The sequence below is a fragment of the Arthrobacter sp. BG5 genome, from assembly GCF_056680155.1.
In genome coordinates this window covers 812,294-829,765 of sequence record NZ_CM155268.1, presented here as the reverse complement: position 1 = coordinate 829,765, position 17,472 = coordinate 812,294, and the positions used below count along the sequence as shown (strand labels likewise).

At 66.2% G+C, this 17,472-nt stretch carries 17 protein-coding genes; all 17 read left to right on the top strand.

Annotated elements, in window-relative coordinates; genetic code table 11:
• The first annotated feature begins 2 nt into the window (after nt 1–2).
• On the top strand, nt 3–989 hold the full coding sequence (gene thrB / locus AC1MBE_RS03735) for a homoserine kinase (protein WP_479780974.1): 987 nt from the start codon (nt 3–5) through the stop codon (nt 987–989).
• A 307-nt stretch (nt 990–1,296) separates the two neighbouring features.
• Complete coding sequence (gene rho, locus AC1MBE_RS03730; protein ID WP_479780973.1) at nt 1,297–3,390, top strand: transcription termination factor Rho; 2,094 nt, start codon at nt 1,297–1,299, stop codon at nt 3,388–3,390.
• A 205-nt stretch (nt 3,391–3,595) separates the two neighbouring features.
• On the top strand, nt 3,596–4,669 hold the full coding sequence (gene prfA / locus AC1MBE_RS03725; RefSeq protein WP_479780972.1) for a peptide chain release factor 1: 1,074 nt from the start codon (nt 3,596–3,598) through the stop codon (nt 4,667–4,669).
• Between the two features lie 34 nt (nt 4,670–4,703).
• Nucleotides 4,704–5,600 carry a peptide chain release factor N(5)-glutamine methyltransferase gene (prmC, locus tag AC1MBE_RS03720; RefSeq protein ID WP_479780971.1) on the top strand — a complete coding sequence of 299 codons (897 nt, stop codon included), beginning with the start codon at nt 4,704–4,706 and terminating at the stop codon, nt 5,598–5,600.
• Nucleotides 5,597–6,334, top strand: a complete 738-nt coding sequence (locus AC1MBE_RS03715; RefSeq protein ID WP_479780970.1) for an L-threonylcarbamoyladenylate synthase — start codon at nt 5,597–5,599, stop codon at nt 6,332–6,334. The genes prmC and AC1MBE_RS03715 overlap by 4 nt, the downstream gene beginning before the upstream one ends.
• Nucleotide 6,335: 1 nt before the next feature.
• Nucleotides 6,336–7,244 carry a glycosyltransferase gene (locus AC1MBE_RS03710; RefSeq protein ID WP_479780969.1) on the top strand — a complete coding sequence of 303 codons (909 nt, stop codon included), beginning with the start codon at nt 6,336–6,338 and terminating at the stop codon, nt 7,242–7,244.
• 6 nt (nt 7,245–7,250) lie between these two features.
• A complete protein-coding gene (locus AC1MBE_RS03705; RefSeq protein WP_479780968.1) occupies nt 7,251–8,225 on the top strand; it encodes a glycosyltransferase in 975 nt (324 codons plus the stop codon).
• 101 nt (nt 8,226–8,326) lie between these two features.
• The gene (locus tag AC1MBE_RS03700) at nt 8,327–10,195 is read left to right on the top strand and encodes a polysaccharide biosynthesis protein (RefSeq protein WP_479780967.1); all 1,869 of its coding nucleotides are present in this window, start codon (nt 8,327–8,329) and stop codon (nt 10,193–10,195) included.
• Nucleotides 10,195–11,217 carry an MraY family glycosyltransferase gene (locus tag AC1MBE_RS03695; protein WP_479782454.1) on the top strand — a complete coding sequence of 341 codons (1,023 nt, stop codon included), beginning with the start codon at nt 10,195–10,197 and terminating at the stop codon, nt 11,215–11,217. Before AC1MBE_RS03700 ends, AC1MBE_RS03695 begins: the two co-directional genes overlap by 1 nt.
• Before the next feature lie 80 nt (nt 11,218–11,297).
• Nucleotides 11,298–11,783 carry a hypothetical protein gene (locus tag AC1MBE_RS03690; protein ID WP_479780966.1) on the top strand — a complete coding sequence of 162 codons (486 nt, stop codon included), beginning with the start codon at nt 11,298–11,300 and terminating at the stop codon, nt 11,781–11,783.
• Nucleotides 11,776–12,117 carry a hypothetical protein gene (locus tag AC1MBE_RS03685; protein WP_479780965.1) on the top strand — a complete coding sequence of 114 codons (342 nt, stop codon included), beginning with the start codon at nt 11,776–11,778 and terminating at the stop codon, nt 12,115–12,117. Before AC1MBE_RS03690 ends, AC1MBE_RS03685 begins: the two co-directional genes overlap by 8 nt.
• A 91-nt stretch (nt 12,118–12,208) precedes the next feature.
• The gene (gene atpB, locus AC1MBE_RS03680; protein ID WP_346959167.1) at nt 12,209–13,009 is read left to right on the top strand and encodes a F0F1 ATP synthase subunit A; all 801 of its coding nucleotides are present in this window, start codon (nt 12,209–12,211) and stop codon (nt 13,007–13,009) included.
• Between the two features lie 77 nt (nt 13,010–13,086).
• On the top strand, nt 13,087–13,290 hold the full coding sequence (gene atpE / locus AC1MBE_RS03675) for an ATP synthase F0 subunit C (RefSeq protein ID WP_009356484.1): 204 nt from the start codon (nt 13,087–13,089) through the stop codon (nt 13,288–13,290).
• A gap of 54 nt (nt 13,291–13,344) precedes the next feature.
• On the top strand, nt 13,345–13,893 hold the full coding sequence (locus tag AC1MBE_RS03670) for a F0F1 ATP synthase subunit B (RefSeq protein ID WP_479780964.1): 549 nt from the start codon (nt 13,345–13,347) through the stop codon (nt 13,891–13,893).
• Nucleotides 13,893–14,717, top strand: a complete 825-nt coding sequence (locus tag AC1MBE_RS03665) for a F0F1 ATP synthase subunit delta (RefSeq protein ID WP_479780963.1) — start codon at nt 13,893–13,895, stop codon at nt 14,715–14,717. The genes AC1MBE_RS03670 and AC1MBE_RS03665 overlap by 1 nt, the downstream gene beginning before the upstream one ends.
• 87 nt (nt 14,718–14,804) lie before the next feature.
• Nucleotides 14,805–16,442, top strand: coding sequence for a F0F1 ATP synthase subunit alpha (gene atpA, locus AC1MBE_RS03660; protein ID WP_479780962.1), 1,638 nt, complete (start codon nt 14,805–14,807; stop codon nt 16,440–16,442).
• A 76-nt stretch (nt 16,443–16,518) separates the two neighbouring features.
• The gene (locus AC1MBE_RS03655) at nt 16,519–17,412 is read left to right on the top strand and encodes a F0F1 ATP synthase subunit gamma (RefSeq protein WP_346959170.1); all 894 of its coding nucleotides are present in this window, start codon (nt 16,519–16,521) and stop codon (nt 17,410–17,412) included.
• Nucleotides 17,413–17,472: the final 60 nt, after the last annotated feature.

Sequence of the window (17,472 nt, the reverse complement as noted above, 5' to 3'; positions counted from 1 at the left end):
CCGTGGAAACCACCCTCACCGTCCCGGCCGAATCACCCGCCGACACCCCGGCGGTTCCGGCCGGGCAAGTCGTCACCGTCCGGGTCCCGGCCACCAGCGCCAACCTGGGCCCCGGCTACGACAGCCTGGGGCTGGCCCTCTCGCTGCACGACACACTGACGGTGGAAACGCTGGAGACCGGTGAGCTTGAGTTCGAGCTCAGCGGCGAGGGTGCGGACACACTGCCCCGCGACGCGAGCCACCTGGTGGCCAAGGCCCTCACCGAGGCGCTGCACCTGCTGGGCTACCGGCACGAGGGACTGCGGATCACCGCGGACAACGTCAACCCGCACGGCCGCGGCCTCGGGTCCTCGGCCGCCGCCGTGGTAGCCGCGGCCAGCGCCGCAAACGCCCTGGTCCCGGCCGAATCCCGCCGCGGCAAGGACTGGATCCTGCAGTTCACCAGCCGGCTGGAGGGCCACCCGGACAACGTCGCACCCGCCATTTTCGGCGGGCTGGCGCTGTCCTGGCAGGACAGTGACCAGTACAGCAGCACCTGCGCGAGCGTCGACGCCGGCATTGTCCCGGTTGTGGCGGTACCGGACTTCGAGCTCTCCACCGAGGCCGCCCGGGCGCTGCTCCCGGCCTCCGTGGGGCACCACGCCGCCGCCATGAACTCCGGCCGGGCCGCCCTGCTGATCCATGCGCTGACGCAGAAGCCCGAATTCCTGCTGCCCGGAACCGAGGACTACCTGCACCAGAGCTACCGGGCGCAGGCCATGCGGCCCAGCGCGGAGCTGATCGCCGCGCTCCGCCGCGCCGGCCATGCCGCCGTCGTGTCCGGCGCCGGACCCACGGTGCTGGTCCTGGCGGCCGGCGAAAAGGAAGCGTCCGACGTCGTCGACTTCATCGGTGCGTTCACCAGGGACAACACGCCGGACGTGGCCTGGCGTGTGATGAAGCTGGCTGTGGACACTGAGGGTGCTAAAGTGGAAGTGCACCGGCGGTAATCACGCAAGCTTTTTATAAGACCGCGATGTTGGCCAAGTTGCCCTCTCTCATCTTTCAGCGCAATATTTTCCGGTGCCACCTGCTTTCGGTCTGACGCAGGAAGCTGCAGAATTCCTCTGTACCCCTGAAGTGTCAGCCGGCCGTTCCTCAATTTCGGGGCGTGTCTTGGTGTAGCAGTATCCGGCCCTGCCGGCCGAAATCCAACCGGCAAGGCCGAAATCCCGGCTGCAGATCTGAACTGCAGCCCAGATCAAATCACCGCGTCCAGCTCCTAGCCTGGACGCCGTCGAGGGGGAAGGATCCTTCGTGACCGAAACCACTGAGCTGTCTTCAGCTGTGGAAACATCATCTTCTGTTGCCACATCGGCAGCACCCGCCAAGAGCAGCGGCCTCGCCGGCCTCAAGCTCGCCCAGCTCCAGGCCCTGGCCAGCCAGCTGGGAATCTCCGGGGGATCCCGGATGCGTAAGGGCGATCTGGTATCCGCCATTTCCGCCCACCGCGCCGGCACTCCGGTCAGCAAGGCACCCGAGCGCGCCGCCGAAAAGGCGAGCGACAACGGCACCGTTGCCCAGGCACCGGCCGCCGCACCCGCCGCCTCCGGCTCCGAGGCTCCGGCCCAGGAAAACCCGCGGGCCCGGACCAGGGGCCGCAGCCGCCGTGCAGGCAGCGACGGCATCATCACCGCTCCCGCCGCCGAGGCTCCCGCCGCGGCACCGGTGGAGGCGCAGTCCGCCCCCGCCGAAGCCGCTCCGGCCGAGTCCGCAGAAGGCAGCGACCGCACCCGCCAGCCGCGGACCCGCAACCGCCGCCGCGGCGAGGCTGCCGCGCAGGCCACCGGCCAGGGTGAAGCCCAGCCCGCCGCCGCCGTGGAAGCCCCGGCGGAGCAGGCAACCGGCGAACAGCGCCAGGAACGCCAGTCCGAACAGGGCGGCGACGACGGCCAGCGCCGCGAGAACACCCGCGGCCGCGGCAACCGTGAGGACAACCGCGACAACACGTCCGGGAACCGCGACAACAGCCGCGACAACCGCGACAACAGCCGCGACAACGACGATTCCGAGGGCGGCAGCCGCCGCAACCGCCGCAACCGCCGTGACCGCAACGATCGCAACGACCGCTCCGGCGGCCAGGACCGCGACAACTCGCGCAACGACCGTTTCCGCGACCGCAACGAACGCCGCCGCGGCCGCTCCCAGGGACCCGACGTCGACGACGTCGAGGTCACCGAGGACGACGTCCTGCTGCCCGTCGCCGGCATCCTGGACGTGCTGGAGAACTACGCGTTCATCCGCACCTCCGGCTACCTGCCGGGCCCGAACGACGTCTACGTTTCCCTCGCCCAGGTCAAGAAGTACAACCTGCGCAAGGGCGACGCCGTCGTCGGGGCCATCCGCGCCCCGCGTGAAGGCGAGGACCGCAGCAACCAGCAGTCCGCCCGCCAGAAGTTCAACGCCCTGGTCCGCGTCACCTCGGTCAATGGCAAGACCCCCGAGGAGCTCAAGGACCGCGTCGAATTCGCGAAGCTCGTCCCGCTGTACCCCTCCGAGCGCCTGCGCCTCGAGACGGACCCGAAGAAGATCGGCCCCCGCGTCATTGACCTGGTTGCTCCGATCGGCAAGGGCCAGCGCGGCCTGATCGTCTCGCCGCCGAAGGCCGGCAAGACGCTCATCCTGCAGTCCATCGCCAACGCCATCACCACCAACAATCCTGAGGTCCACCTCATGATGGTGCTCGTTGACGAACGCCCCGAAGAAGTCACCGACATGCAGCGCACGGTCAAGGGCGAGGTCATTGCCTCCACCTTCGACCGTCCGGCCGATGACCACACCACCGTGGCCGAACTTTCCATCGAGCGCGCCAAGCGCCTCGTGGAAATGGGCATGGACGTTGTGGTCCTGCTGGACTCGATGACCCGCCTGGGCCGTGCCTACAACCTGGCGGCACCGGCTTCCGGCCGTATCCTGTCCGGTGGCGTCGACTCCGCCGCGCTGTACCCGCCGAAGCGCTTCTTCGGTGCAGCCCGCAACATCGAAAACGGCGGCTCGCTCACCATCCTGGCCACCGCGCTCGTTGAGACCGGTTCCAAGATGGACGAGGTCATCTTCGAAGAGTTCAAGGGCACCGGCAACATGGAACTGCGCCTGTCCCGCCAGCTCGCGGACAAGCGCATCTTCCCGGCCGTGGACGTCAACGCGTCCGGTACCCGCCGCGAAGAGAACCTGCTCTCCCCGGAGGAAGTCAAGATCATGTGGAAGCTGCGCCGTGTCCTCTCCGGACTCGAAACGCAGCAGAGCCTTGAGCTGCTGACCAACAAGATCCGGGAGACCCAGAGCAACGTCGAGTTCCTCATGCAGGTGCAGAAGACGACGCTTGGTGCGAAGTCCGATAACGACAAGTAGCTGAGTTGAGGGGCGGGGCCGTCGCATATTTTTTGCCGGCCCCGCCCCTTCGCGTTGCGGCTGACGTACTGCGTACGCCAGCCGCAACGCTCCGACAGGCCCGATGCCACTCCCGGGCCGGCAAAAAATATGCGACGCCGGCCACCAGGTCACCTGCCGCTTCGTGCGTCATTAGACTTGGTTCCAAGTCGAAAGAGGTTTTGAAATGTTTGAGTCCGTACAGGGGCTGTTGGATGAGCATGCTGCTATCCAGGCCCAGCTTGGGGATCCTGCTGTTTATGCTGACCAGAAGCTGGCCCGGAAGTTGGGGCGGCGTTCGGCGCAGTTGAACGGCATTGTGGAGGCCTACCACCGCTGGGAGGGCATCCGCGATGACCTGGCGGCGGCCAAGGAAATGGCGGACGAGGATCCGGAGTTCGCTGCCGAGGTGCCCGAGCTTGAGGCTGCCCTGGACACTGCGGCCGCCAAGCTGCGCCGGCTGCTCATCCCGCGCGACCCGGACGACGCCCGCAACGTGATCCTCGAGGTCAAGGGCGGCGAGGGCGGCGACGAGGCTGCCCTGTTCGCCGCGGACCTGCTGCGCATGTACAGCCGTTATGCGGAATCCCGCGGCTGGAAGACCGAGCTGATCTCGGCCACCGAATCGGACCTGGGCGGCTACAAGGACGTCCAGATGGCCGTCAAGGGCAACTCCAACGACCCGGCCGAGGGCGTCTACGCCCGGCTCAAGTTCGAAGGCGGCGTGCACCGCGTTCAGCGCGTTCCGGTCACCGAGTCGCAGGGCCGCATCCACACCTCGGCGGCCGGCGTGCTGGTACTCCCCGAAGTGGACGAGCCCGAGGAACTGGAAATCAACCAGAACGACCTCAAGATCGACGTCTACCGTTCCTCCGGTCCCGGCGGCCAGTCCGTCAACACCACCGACTCCGCCGTGCGCATCACGCACCTTCCCACCGGCATTGTGGTGGCGATGCAGAACGAGAAGTCCCAGCTGCAAAACCGCGAGGCCGGCATGCGCGTGCTGCGCGCCCGTATCCTGGCCCACCAGCAGGAGCAGATCGACGCCGAGAACTCGGCCCAGCGGAAGTCCCAGATCCGCACGATGGACCGCTCCGAGCGCATCCGCACCTACAACTACCCGGAAAACCGGATCGCGGACCACCGCACCGGCTACAAGGCGTACAACCTGGACCAGGTCATGAACGGCGACTTGGAACCGGTGATCCAGTCCGCCATCGAGATGGACGAACAGGCCCGCCTCGACGCCATCGGCGACTAGTACGGACGCTGCGCGCTGATGACACCCGACCCTGATGACTTCTGAGCCTGCGCTGAGCCTCGCCGACGCCGTGCGCGAGGCCACCGCCGTGCTGGCGGCCGCCGGCGTGCCCAGCCCGAAAGTCGACGCCGAACTGCTCGCCGGCCACTTGCTCGGCGTCGGCCCGGGCCGGCTCCGCGCCCTGGCGCTGGGGGACACGCCTGCGCCGGCCGGCTACGCCGAACTCGTCGCCGAGCGCGCGCAGCGGACCCCGCTGCAGCACATCACCGGTGTGGCGCACTTCCGCTACCTGGAACTGGCGGTCGGTCCCGGCGTGTTCATCCCGCGCCCGGAGACCGAATCCGTGGTGCAGCTGGTGGTCGACTGGCTCAAGGACAGTGCACCGTCGGCGCGGCCCAAGGTCGTTGACCTGGGCACGGGCTCGGGGGCGATTGCGGGCTCTATCGCGCACGAGGTCCCGGACGCCGAGGTGCATGCGGTGGAGTTCAGCGAGTTCGCGCACGCCTGGGCGGCGAAGAACCTGCTGCCGCTGGGTGTCCACCTGGTCCGCGGCGACCTGCGCGACGCGCTGCCCGAACACAACGGCAGCTTCGACGTCGTCGTGTCCAACCCGCCTTACATTCCCGCCGAGGCGGTCCCCAACGAACCCGAGGTGGCGCTGCACGATCCGCCGGAGGCGCTCTACGGCGGGGGAGCGGACGGCATGGAACTCCCGACGGCGGCGGCGGCCTCTGCGGCCCGGCTGCTGGTACCGGGCGGCTACTTCGTGATGGAACACGCCGAGGTGCAGGCCGGCTGGATCGCCGCGATGCTGGAACGCTCCGGCCTCTGGTCACAGGTGGCGACACACCTGGATCTCAACGGCCGCGAACGCGCCACGAGCGCCGTCCGCGAAACCGATGCCCGCAGTGATGAAAGGATAGGCCAGTGACGACTAGCTACGATTGCGCCGACGCGGAGCAGCGCGCCGCAGGACTTGAACACGCCCAGCGGGCGATCCGGGAACAAAAGTGTGTGGTCCTGCCGACCGACACCGTCTACGGGATCGCCGCCGACGCGTTCTCGCCGCAGGCCGTAACACTGTTGCTCGCCGCCAAAGGACGTAGCCGGCAGATGCCCCCGCCGGTGCTGATCCCCAGGCTGAACGCCCTGGACGGCCTCGCCACCGACGTCCCCGCCGAAGCCCGCCGCCTGGCCGAAGCGTTCTGGCCCGGGGGATTGACCCTGATCCTGCACGCGCAGCCCTCCCTCGACTGGGATCTGGGCGAGACCAAGGGCACCGTCGCCCTGCGCCTGCCGGACGATGAAGTGGCCCAGGACCTGCTCACCCTCACCGGGCCGCTGGCGGTTTCCTCCGCGAACCGTACCGGCCAGCCCGCCGCGCAGAACGCCGCCGACGCCGAAGCGCAGCTGGCGGAGTCGGTGGAAGTCTACCTCGAAGCCGGCCACCGGCCGGTCGACGGAAACGGTGCCGACCCGTCCACGATTATCGACGCCACGGCCCTGCCGCTGCGCGTGGTCCGCCAGGGAGCCATCAGCCTTGAACGCCTGCGTGAAGTAGTGCCGGACGTGCTGGGAGCCGGCGAAGAGCCGGCCGCCCCCGCCGACGGGGACACCCCCGGCGGCAGCGGCCCCACCGCCGCCGACGAGTCCCCGGAGAACTGACATGCAGCCAAAAGTCGCCGTCGCGGCAGTAACGTTCGACCGCCATGAGGAACTTGCCCTCCTCCTGAAGGGGCTGGCGGCCCAGACGGCCCCCATCCATTCGATTGCCCTCGTGGACTCCGGCACCGTTCCGGCCACCGACGTCGTCAGCGCCGGGGGAGCGAACATCAACTACCTGCGCTCCGAGGCCAACCTCGGCGGCGCCGGCGGGTTCGCCTACGCGATCCTGGCCGCCATGGCCAGCGGCGCCGAGTGGATCTGGATGATGGACGACGACGGCCACCCCGAGGACGCCAGCTGCCTCGCCGAGCTGCTCAAGACGGCAAAGGAACACCAGCTGGACATTGTCAGCCCGCTCGTGGCCGCCACGGCCGACCCCAACCGGCTCTCCTTCAACTTCAGGATCAACGGGCTGCTGACCAACGAACGCGCGAGGCTCGCCCCGATGGGATTCCTGCCGGACATGGTGCACTTCTTCAACGGCGCCCTGATCCGCACCGAGGTCTTCTACAAGATCGGCATTCCGGATGTGAAGTTCTTCATCCGCGGCGACGAAGTCGACTTCCTCTCGCGCGTCAAGAAGGCCGGACTGAAGTACGGAACCCTGGCCACCGTGGCCGTGCAGCACCCCGCCACCTGGACCGAGATGAAACCGGTCTTCGGCGGCTTCATCACCCCGGTCATCCCGGAGGGGGAGTTCAAGCGGTACTGCTACTTCCGCAACCGGGCCTACCTGACCCGCAAGTACCGGAACCTGCGCTGGTTCGGGGCGGACATCGTCGGCTTCCCGTACTACTTCCTCAAGACCGGGGACCTCAAAGGCCTGGCGCACTGGTTCAGCGCCTATTCCACCGGCTTCCGCGGCAAGGGCTTCGGCTCACCCGCGCAACTGATGTCCACCAACACCTAGGCCGCCGTGGAGAACCTGTACGCCGTCGTTGTCACCTACAACCGGGCCGACTTCCTGCAGAACCTGCTGGATTCCTTTGACCGCCTCAGCACCCGCCCGGCGCGGATCCTCGTGGTGGACAACGCGAGCACCGACCACACCGCCGACGTCGTCGCGCGGGCCAGCGCCGCCGGCGGGACACCCATCCAGTACGAGCGGTTGAGCGTCAATGCCGGCGGTGCCGGGGGTTTCTCCCGCGGCGTCGAACTGGCGCTGGAGTCCGGTGCCGAGTGGCTCTGGCTGATGGACGACGACGTCGAGGTGCTCCCCGGGGCGGTGGAGGCGCTGGACAGGTTTACCCCGGAGTATTCCTGCCTGATCGGCCGCCGCTACGACGCCAAGGGCAAACCCTTCTTCTGGCAGCACCACTTCGTCGAGGCACTGGGCATCTTCCTGCCGGTCTCGCGGGATGTGTTCCGGCATTCGGACGTCTTCCGCACCAATGTGGGAAATTTCGAAGGCATGCTGATCAAGGCACCCCTGGCCCGGAACATCGGGCTGCCGGACCCGCGCTTCTTCATCACCTGGGACGACCTGATCTACGGTTGGCTCGCCGCGCAGCAGACGCCGGTGGTCTACGTGAATGCCTTCGTCATCAAGAAGGTGCGCGTGCAGCGCCAGGTGGACCTGGGCCTGCGCCACCTCAACGACTCCAGTGACCTCAGCCGCCGCTACGTGATGCGCAACCGCGGGCATGTTGCGCAGTACCTGAGGGCGCACGGCAAGTTCAACAGGTTCGGGTTCGGCGCCGGAACGGCCCTGACGTACCTGAAGGAACTGGTCCGCCTGGTGGTCGTGGAACGGACCCTGAAGGGGGCTGGCCTGCTCTGGCAGGGATGGCGGGAATCGCGCGCCATCCTCGCGGACACCGGCTGGAAACCCATGCCGCCGCTGCCGTCCCCGGGGGACGGGTACCCCGGCAGCGGAAGCGAAAGAGATTAGTATCGTTTTAGGCTCTGCCGCTGTCCGACAGTTGTGTGGCGGGGAAATTTTTGAAACAGGCGCCTGGCCGCCGTGGTAGTGGAAGTCGGTTGCAATCTCTGTTGACTACGAAATCTGATGCGAGCGAACCCGCCGCAGTACGGGACGAGAAGCCCGCCCTCTGGATCTGGATCCAGCTGTTCCTGGACTCCATGTCCTGGATCGTGGCAATCGCCCTGGCCCTGCTGCTGCGCTACGAGATGGGGATCCGCGCCGAACAGTTCCTGGGCGCTTTCTTCATCGCCGCCGTCGCCGTCATTGCCCAAATCGTGGCCGGCTACGCCTTGGCGCTGTACCGGGGCCGGTATCCATTCGGCAGCTTCCAGGAGGCGAGGGCGCTCGTCTTCGTCACGGTGATCGTGGCCGCCTCCATCACCGTGACCCTGCTGGTGGTGTACGGAGCCATCAACATCGGCCGCAGCGTGGGCCTGATCGCCTTCCCGTTCGCCTGCCTCTTTATGGGCGCCGCCCGCTACGCCAAGCGGCTCTACGTCGAGGGCAAGACCCGGCCCGGCGACGGTGCTCAGAACACCCTGATCTACGGCGCCGGGTTCCTGGGCAACTCGCTCCTGACCCGGATGCTGCAGGACCCCGACTCGCCGTACATCCCGGTCGGCCTGATCGACGACGACCCGGCCAAAAAGCACCTCCGGCTCTCCGGCGTCCAGGTCCAGGGGCGCAGCGACGACCTCCCGGCGATCATCCGCCGGACCCGCGCGACGGTCCTGGTCCTGGCCTTCGCCAACGTCGAGGCCTCCGTGGTCCGGCGCATCTCGGACGCCGTGGCGGGCCTGAACATCCGGGTGCTCGTGCTGCCGCCGCTGCGGGACATGCTCGGCGGCGGCGCGCCCGACGGATTCTCCGATTTCCGTGACGTGGCGGTCGAAGACCTGATCGGCCGCCGGCCCGTGGACATCAAGGTCGACGAAATCGCGGGCTACATCAAGGGCAAACGGGTCCTGGTGACCGGTGCCGGCGGGTCCATCGGCTCGGAACTCTGCCGCCAGATCGTCCAGTTCTCCCCGGCCGAACTGATCATGCTCGACCACGACGAGACCGGGCTGCAGCAGACACAGATCTCCATCACCGGCCGCGGGCTGCTGGCCGGCCGCGACACCGTGCTGGCCAACATCCGCGACGGCGAGGCCCTGCTGGACATCTTCGAGGACCGGCGGCCCGAAGTGGTGTTCCACGCCGCGGCCCTCAAGCACGCGCCCCTGCTCCAGCAATACCCCGTCGAGGCGTGGAAGACCAACGTCTGCGGCACCCTGAACGTGCTGCGCGCCGCCCAGCGGGCCGGCGTCTCGCACTTTGTGAACATCTCCACCGATAAAGCCGCGAACCCCACCACCGCCCTGGGCCACTCCAAACGGGTCGCTGAAAAGCTGACCGCATGGATGGCCGGCCAGACCGGGAGCACGTTTGTGTCCGTACGCTTCGGCAACGTGATGGGCAGCCGCGGTTCGATGCTGCCGCTGTTCACCGAGCAGATCCGGGTCGGCGGCCCGGTCACGGTCACCGATCCGGAAGTCACGCGCTTCTTCATGACGATTCCGGAAGCCTGCCAGCTGGTGATCCAGGCCGGAGCGATCGGTTCGGGCGGGGACGTGATGATCCTCGACATGGGAGAGCCGGTGAAGATCCTGGACGTCGCGCAGCGGATGATCGCCATGTCCGGCAAGAAGGTCGACATCATCTACACCGGCCTGCGGCCCGGGGAGAAGCTGCACGAAGAACTGGTCGGCACCGGCGAATTGGACCAGCGCCCGCTGCATCCAAAGATTTCCCACACCCGTGCGTCCGAGCAGGACCCGGCGAAGCTGGATCTCAACGTCTGGCTGGCCCGCTGCGAAGCCGAACAGGGCGCGGACATCGCCGACATCCCCGACGACGAAGCCGACGAGGCCGGGCCCGTCCGGGTGGCCTCGTGATGCCGCTCGCCGTCGTGGCCGCCAGCACCCTGCTGGCCAGCCTGCTGCTGCCCTTCGCGGTGAAGCCGTGGCTGGTCCGGCTGGGCGTCGTCGACATTCCCTCCGCGCGTTCCTCCCATCACCAGGCCACCATCCGCGGCATGGGCATGGCTGCCGCGCTCGCCACCGCGATCGGGTACCTCGCCGCGGTGCTCACGGGCCTCGTCACGGTGGACCGCTCGGTCTTCGCCGTTGTGCTGGCGATCATCGCCGCGAGTGCCGCGGTGGGATGGATCGAGGATCTCCGCGGCCTGTCCATCCGGGGACGCGCGGCTGCCCAGTTGGGGATCGGTGCGGCCGGTTCCGCCGCGCTGATCGTGCTGACGTCGCAGGCCCTCTGGTGGCTGCCGCTGGCGGCCGTGGCCATCGCGGCGTACGTCAACATCGCCAACTTCATGGACGGCATCAACGGCATTTCCGGCCTGCACGGTGTCACCGCCGGCGCTGCCTACGCGGCGGCCGGTCTGCTGGCGGGGCAGCCCTGGCTGACCGCCGGAGGCACGGTGCTGGCGATGGCCTTCCTGGGGTTCCTGCCCTGGAACCTGGGCCGCGGCTCGGTGTTCCTGGGCGACGTCGGCAGCTACCTGCTTGGCGCCTCGATCGCGGCTCTCGCCGTCGCCGGCTTCCTCAGCGGCGTCTACGTTGAATACGTCCTCTCGCCGATCCTGGTGTACGCCGCGGACACCGGATACACCCTGCTGCGCCGGATCAAGGCGGGGGAGCGCTGGTACGCGTCGCACCGCGAGCACGTCTACCAGCGGCTCACCGACGTCGGCTTCTCGCACCTGCAATCGGCCGCCGTCGTCACGGCCTGCACCATCGCCGTGATTGTGCTGGGCTTCACCGCGGCAACCGCCGCGCTGCCCGTCGCCACCCTCTGCGTGGCCGGCAGCCTGCTGGTGCTGGGACTGTACCTGGCCTCCCCGGACCTGATCCGCCGGTTCCGCCGCCGGTCGAAGGTCACCCGCGTCCCGGTGGCCTAGGGATGTTCTATCTCGTGTAGAATTCAGGAGCGGCTTGTCGCCGCGTTCCTGCCCTCACCACCTGCGACGATTGGGATCCCATGACCTCCAACGCCGAGTCCGGACGCACGTCCGGCAGCGGTTCCGTTGGCGGCTCCGGCCCCACCACCTCGCTGTGGTTGAAGCTGCTCGCCCTCAGTTCGGCGGCCGCGGGCGCCGCCCTTTTGCTGGCCGGGGTCGCCGCGCTGTTCTTTGACGGACCCGAAGCGGCCCTGTCGGCCCTCTTCGGCGGCGTGCTGGTAATGGCCTTCTTCGCGATCAGCCTGCTGGTCGGCCACTTCGGCGGCCGCAACCATTCCTCCGGGGCGATCGGCCTTTTCGTTGCCACCTACTTCATCAAGGTCGTGGGCTTCGCCGTGGTGCTGTTTGCCATTGGCGCGCCCGCCTGGCTGTCGGGCCGCTGGTTCCTGATCGGCGCCGTCGCCACGGTCGTCCTCTGGCAGGCGGCCGAGATCTACGGCTTCGGCAAGGCACGGCTGCAGATCTACAACGACCCCGCAACCCCGGAAGGCGGAACCGATGCGTAACCGCAAAAACAGGCGCCCCCACCTTCCCGCCAACACGGTACGGACCCCCAAAACAACCGACGGCGCTCCCGGTGTATCGAGCGACGGCACCGACGGCGGATACAACGCCGGAATCGCCGTCTTCAGCTACATTGTTGGCGGAATCATCGTCTGGAGTTTGATAGGGTGGGGTCTGGATAATCTGTGGGGAACCCGCTGGATTGTGCTCGCAGGCGCCCTGCTTGGAGCTGCGGGCGGGTTCTATCTTTCTCATATGCATGGCCTCACCAGTTCGCGCACATCAACCGGTGAAGACAATCCTGCAGGTGGCCCGTCCCAGGACGAGGAACAGTAATGCCAAATAATTTCACAGGGGGAAAGGCCGACGTAATTGTCGCCGGTCCCCGACCGACGCCCAATGATGGACACTGCAGAGAGGAAACGCGTTGATCGCGCTTGCGCTCCCGGCCCAAGATTCAGGAACTTTCACGCCGCCTGGAATCGAAGAAATGCACCTGCCGGCTATCCTGCCCTGGGGTGCGGCCGAAGGATTCTCCAAGCAGATGCTGCTGGTGATCCTCTCGGTCGTCATTATCGCCACGTTCTTTGTGCTGGCTGCGCGTAAGCAGCAGCTCGTTCCCGGCAAGCTGCAGTTCGCGGGTGAAGCCGCCTACGGCTTCGTCCGCAACGGCATCGCCAAGGACATCATCGGCGGCAAAGACTTCATGAAGTATGTCCCGCTGCTGTTCAGCCTTTTCTTCTTCATCCTGGTGAACAACATCTACGGCGCCATCCCCGTGATCCAGCTGCCAAGCTTCTCGCACGTCGGCGGGGCCTACGTGCTCGCCGGCATCGTGTACGTCACCTGGATCGCGATCGGCATCAAGAAGAACGGCCTGCGGTACTTCAAGCTGGCCACCGTTCCGAGCGGCGTCCCGGTCTACATCCTTCCGATCGTCATCCCGATCGAGATCATCTCCAACTTCCTGGTCCGCCCGGTCACGCACAGCCTCCGTCTGTTCGCCACCATGCTGGCCGGCCACCTGATCGTGATGATTGCCGGCTCCGGCATCGAGTACCTGGTCATGCAGGAGAACGTGCTCCTGAAGGGCACCTCGGTCCTGGTCCTGGTTGGCGCGATCGCCATGTACATGCTGGAAGCGCTGATCATGGCGCTGCAGGCTTACGTTTTTACCCTGCTGACTGCCATCTACATCGAAGGCGCTCTGCACGCGGACAGCCACTAGGCTCCCAAATCTTCCCCTCGCGGGGATGAAGCAAACCAAACAACCTGCCACATAGATGGCATCTTGAAAGGAAAAAAATGGAAGGCAATCTCAACCTCGTAGGTTACGGTCTGTCCGCAATCGGCGGTGGTATCGGTGTTGGTCTCGTGTTCGCCGCTTACATCAACGGCGTGGCACGTCAGCCGGAAGCCCAGCGCGTCCTGCAGCCGATCGCATTCCTTGGCCTCGCGCTGACTGAAGCCCTCGCCATCCTGGGCCTGGTCTTCGCTTTCGTTCTCTAGTCTGAACTTCAGAACAAGCGAACATCCAGAACCTAGTAGATAAGGACGGGAATTATGAAGCAGCTGATTGTCTCAGCCGCCACAGAGGGCGCTAACCCCCTGGTCCCCAACATCTGGGAAATGCTCGTTGTCATCATCAGCTTTGCTGTCCTCATGGGCATCGTGATCAAGCTTGTGGTCCCGATGTTCGAGAAGACCTTCGCAGAGCGAGCCGAGGCCATCGAAGGCGGCATTGCCAAGGCCGAGCAGGCCCAGGCAGAGGCGTCCGCCGCCCTCGAAGAGTACAAGCAGCAGCTCACCGATGCCCGCACCGAGGCCAACCGCATCCGCGAGGAAGCCCGGGCCGAAGGCGCGCAGATCCTTGCGGATCTGAAGGAGAAGGCAGCCGTAGAGTCTGCCCGCATCACCGCCCAGGCCCACGCGCAGATCGAATCCGAGCGCCAGGCGGCCGTCGTGTCGCTCCGCTCGGAGGTTGGCACGCTGGCAACCACGCTGGCGAGCCGCATTGTTGGTGAGTCGCTCACTGACGACGCGCGTTCGGCCCGCGTGGTTGACCGTTTCCTGGCAGATCTGGAGAACCAGAACGCAGGTGCAGCTAAGTAATGGCAGGTGTATCGAGCGAATCGCTGACGGCGGCCCTGGTCGCGTTGGAAGCCAAGCTTCCCAACGCCTCGCTGCAGTTGGCAAAGGAACTCTTCGGAATCCTGGGAACGGTGGACAGCTCGGCTGGCTTGCGCCGTGCCCTGACCGACCCGTCCCGCAGCGGTGACGAAAAGTCGGCGCTGGTCAAGCAGCTCTTCGGCGGGAAAGTTTCCGTCGACGCTGTGGAGATCGCGGGCGGGCTGGCCAGCTCGCGCTGGGCGTCGGCCCGGGACATCGGCGATGCACTCGAGACTCTTGCCGCTTCGGTGGTAATTGCCGTTGCTGAAAACAAGTCGGCCGTCTCTGCCTCGGGAATCACCGGACTGGAAGAGCTGGAGAACGATCTGTTCTCCTTCAACCACGCCGTGGACTCCAGCCACGAGGTTCAGCGTGCTCTGTCCGAGCCGCAAGCGAGCCCGGCGGCCAAGATTGCCCTCGCCGAAAAGCTCGTGCCCGGCGCAAGCGAGGAAGCGAAAGTCCTTATCGGACAGGCAGTTTCGCAGCCCCGCGGGCTCAAGGCCACCAAGCTCGTCAGCCGTTTTGCCGAGCTTGCAGCCAAGCGCCAGCAGCGCTGGATTGCTACGGTCAGCGTCACCCGTCCGTTGACGGCGGCGCAGGCTGATCGTCTGCAGGCGGGCCTGAACGCCCTCTACGGCCGTGAGCTGAAGATCAACATGAACGTTGACCCGGCACTGATCGGTGGCATCCGGATCCAGATCGGCGACGAAGTGGTTGACGCTTCGGTCCTCGCCCGTCTGGGCCAGCTCCAGCGTCAGCTTGCTTAGTTAGCCGGACAAGCACAACTTACCGACAAGAAACCCCGGTCATCGTGAGCAACGATGATCACGAAAACAGGAGAGCAGGGACTGCAGATGGCCGAATTGACCATCAACGCCGACGACGTCCGTAATGCGTTGAACGAGTTCGCGGCGTCCTACGAACCCGGAAACGCAGAGCGCGTAGAGGTTGGCCGCGTAACAACCGCAGGTGACGGCATCGCCCGTGTTGAGGGCCTTCCCTCGGTCATGGCGAACGAGCTGCTTCGCTTCGAAGACGGCACGCTGGGCCTGGCCCAGAACCTTGACGTCCGCGAAATCGGCGTCATCGTGCTCGGTGACTTCACCGGCATCGAAGAAGGCCAGGAAGTGCACCGCACGGGACAGGTTCTGTCTGTTCCGGTCGGCGACGCTTTCCTCGGCCGCGTGGTTGACCCCCTGGGCCAGCCCATCGACGACCTCGGCGAGATCAAGGCCGAGACCACCCGCGCCCTGGAACTCCAGGCGCCCGGCGTGACCCAGCGCAAGTCGGTCCACGAGCCGATGCAGACCGGTCTGAAGGCTATCGACGCCATGATCCCGATCGGCCGCGGCCAGCGCCAGCTGATCATCGGTGACCGCCAGACCGGCAAGTCGGCGATCGCCATCGACACGATCATCAACCAGAAGGCCAACTGGGCTTCGGGCGACGTGAACAAGCAGGTCCGCTGCATCTACGTCGCCATCGGCCAGAAGGCATCCACGATTGCGGCCGTCCGCCAGACGCTGGAAGACAACGGCGCCCTGGAATACACCACCATCGTGGCTTCCCCGGCGTCCGACCCCGCCGGCTTCAAGTACCTGGCACCGTACGCCGGCTCGGCCATCGGCCAGCACTGGATGTACGGCGGCAAGCACGTCCTCATCGTCTTCGATGACCTCTCCAAGCAGGCCGAGGCCTACCGTGCGGTGTCGCTGCTGCTGCGCCGCCCGCCGGGACGCGAAGCCTACCCCGGCGACGTTTTCTACTTGCACTCCCGTCTGCTGGAGCGTTGTGCCAAGCTCTCCGACGAACTGGGCGCAGGCTCGATGACCGGACTGCCGCTGATCGAGACCAAGGCGAACGACGTTTCCGCCTACATCCCGACCAACGTCATCTCCATCACCGACGGCCAGATCTTCCTGCAGTCGGACCTCTTCAACGCCAACCAGCGTCCCGCCGTCGACGTGGGCGTCTCCGTGTCCCGCGTTGGTGGTGCCGCGCAGGTGAAGTCCATGAAGAAGGTCTCCGGTACCTTGAAGCTGGAACTGGCCCAGTACCGCGACATGCAGGCGTTCGCAATGTTCGCGTCGGACCTCGACGCGGCATCGCGCCAGCAGCTGACCCGCGGCGCACGCCTGATGGAACTGCTCAAGCAGGGCCAGTACTCGCCGTTCCCGGTCGAGAACCAGGTCGTCTCCATCTGGGCCGGCACCAACGGCTACCTCGACGACGTCCCGGTTGAAGACATCAACCGCTTCGAGACCGAGTTCCTGGAGCACCTCAAGCACAAGTCCTCCATCCTGACGACGCTGGCCCAGACCAACGTCATGGACGACGACACGGCAGAGGCGCTGAAGACCGCGATCGTGGACTTCAAGAAGGGCTTCTTCGGCGAGGGCGACAGCTTCCTGGTCGGTGCGGGGCACGAGGAATACGCCCCGATCGACGAGGACAAGGTCGACCAGGAAAAAATCGTCAAGCAGAAGCGCTAGTTTCGCTGGCAGGGACTGCCGGAACCCCAACGGGTTCCGGCAGTCCCGGCCACCGGGATCTTAGGAAAGGATAAGTATGGGAGCCCAGATCCGGGTCTACCGCCAGAAGATCAGCTCGACGACGTCGATGCGCAAGATCTTCAAGGCGATGGAACTGATCGCTACCTCGCGCATCGGCAAGGCCCGCGCACGCGTAGCGGCTTCACTGCCTTACGCAAACGCGATCACGCGTGCCGTTTCTGCTGTCGCAAGCCAGAGCGAAATCGACCACCCGCTGGTGACCGAGCCGGAGCAGATCCGCCGCGCCGCGGTCCTGGTCATCACCTCCGACCGCGGCCTTGCAGGGTCCTACTCGGCCACCGTGCTCAAGCAGGCCGAAGGCCTCACCGAGCTGCTCCACGAGGAAGGCAAGGAAGTCAAGACGTACGTCATGGGCCGCAAGGCACAGGCATACTTCGACTTCCGTAACCGCCCCTACGAGCGTGTGTGGACCGGCAACACGGACGCACCGCAGTTCGAGACGGCGCGGGAAGTCGGCGAAGCACTGCTGGAAGACTTCGCCACGGCCTACGAAGAGGGCGGCGTCGACGAGATCCACGTTGTGTACACCCGCTTCAAGTCCATGGTGACGCAGGAGCCGACGGTCATCCGCCTGCTCCCGCTTGAGGTCGTCGAAGAGCAGGCCGCCTCCGAGTCGGAGCTCCTGCCGCTTTACGAATTCGAGCCGGAGGCGGAGCAGGTTCTCGATGCCCTGCTGCCGCGCTACATCGAGTCACGTATCTTCGCCGCCATGTTGCAGGCCGCAGCTTCCGAGCTCGCAGCCCGCCAGCGGGCAATGAAATCCGCCGGCGACAACGCCACGGAGCTCATCAAGAAGTACACGCGTCTGCGCAACACTGCCCGCCAGGCTGAGATTACGCAGGAGCTTTCCGAAATCGTGGCAGGCGCCGACGCGTTGAACGCGTCCTAGCCGGCCCGCTACGGACCCAGCTGTACCTGCACCAAAGAACAAACTTAACCGCCCACGCCA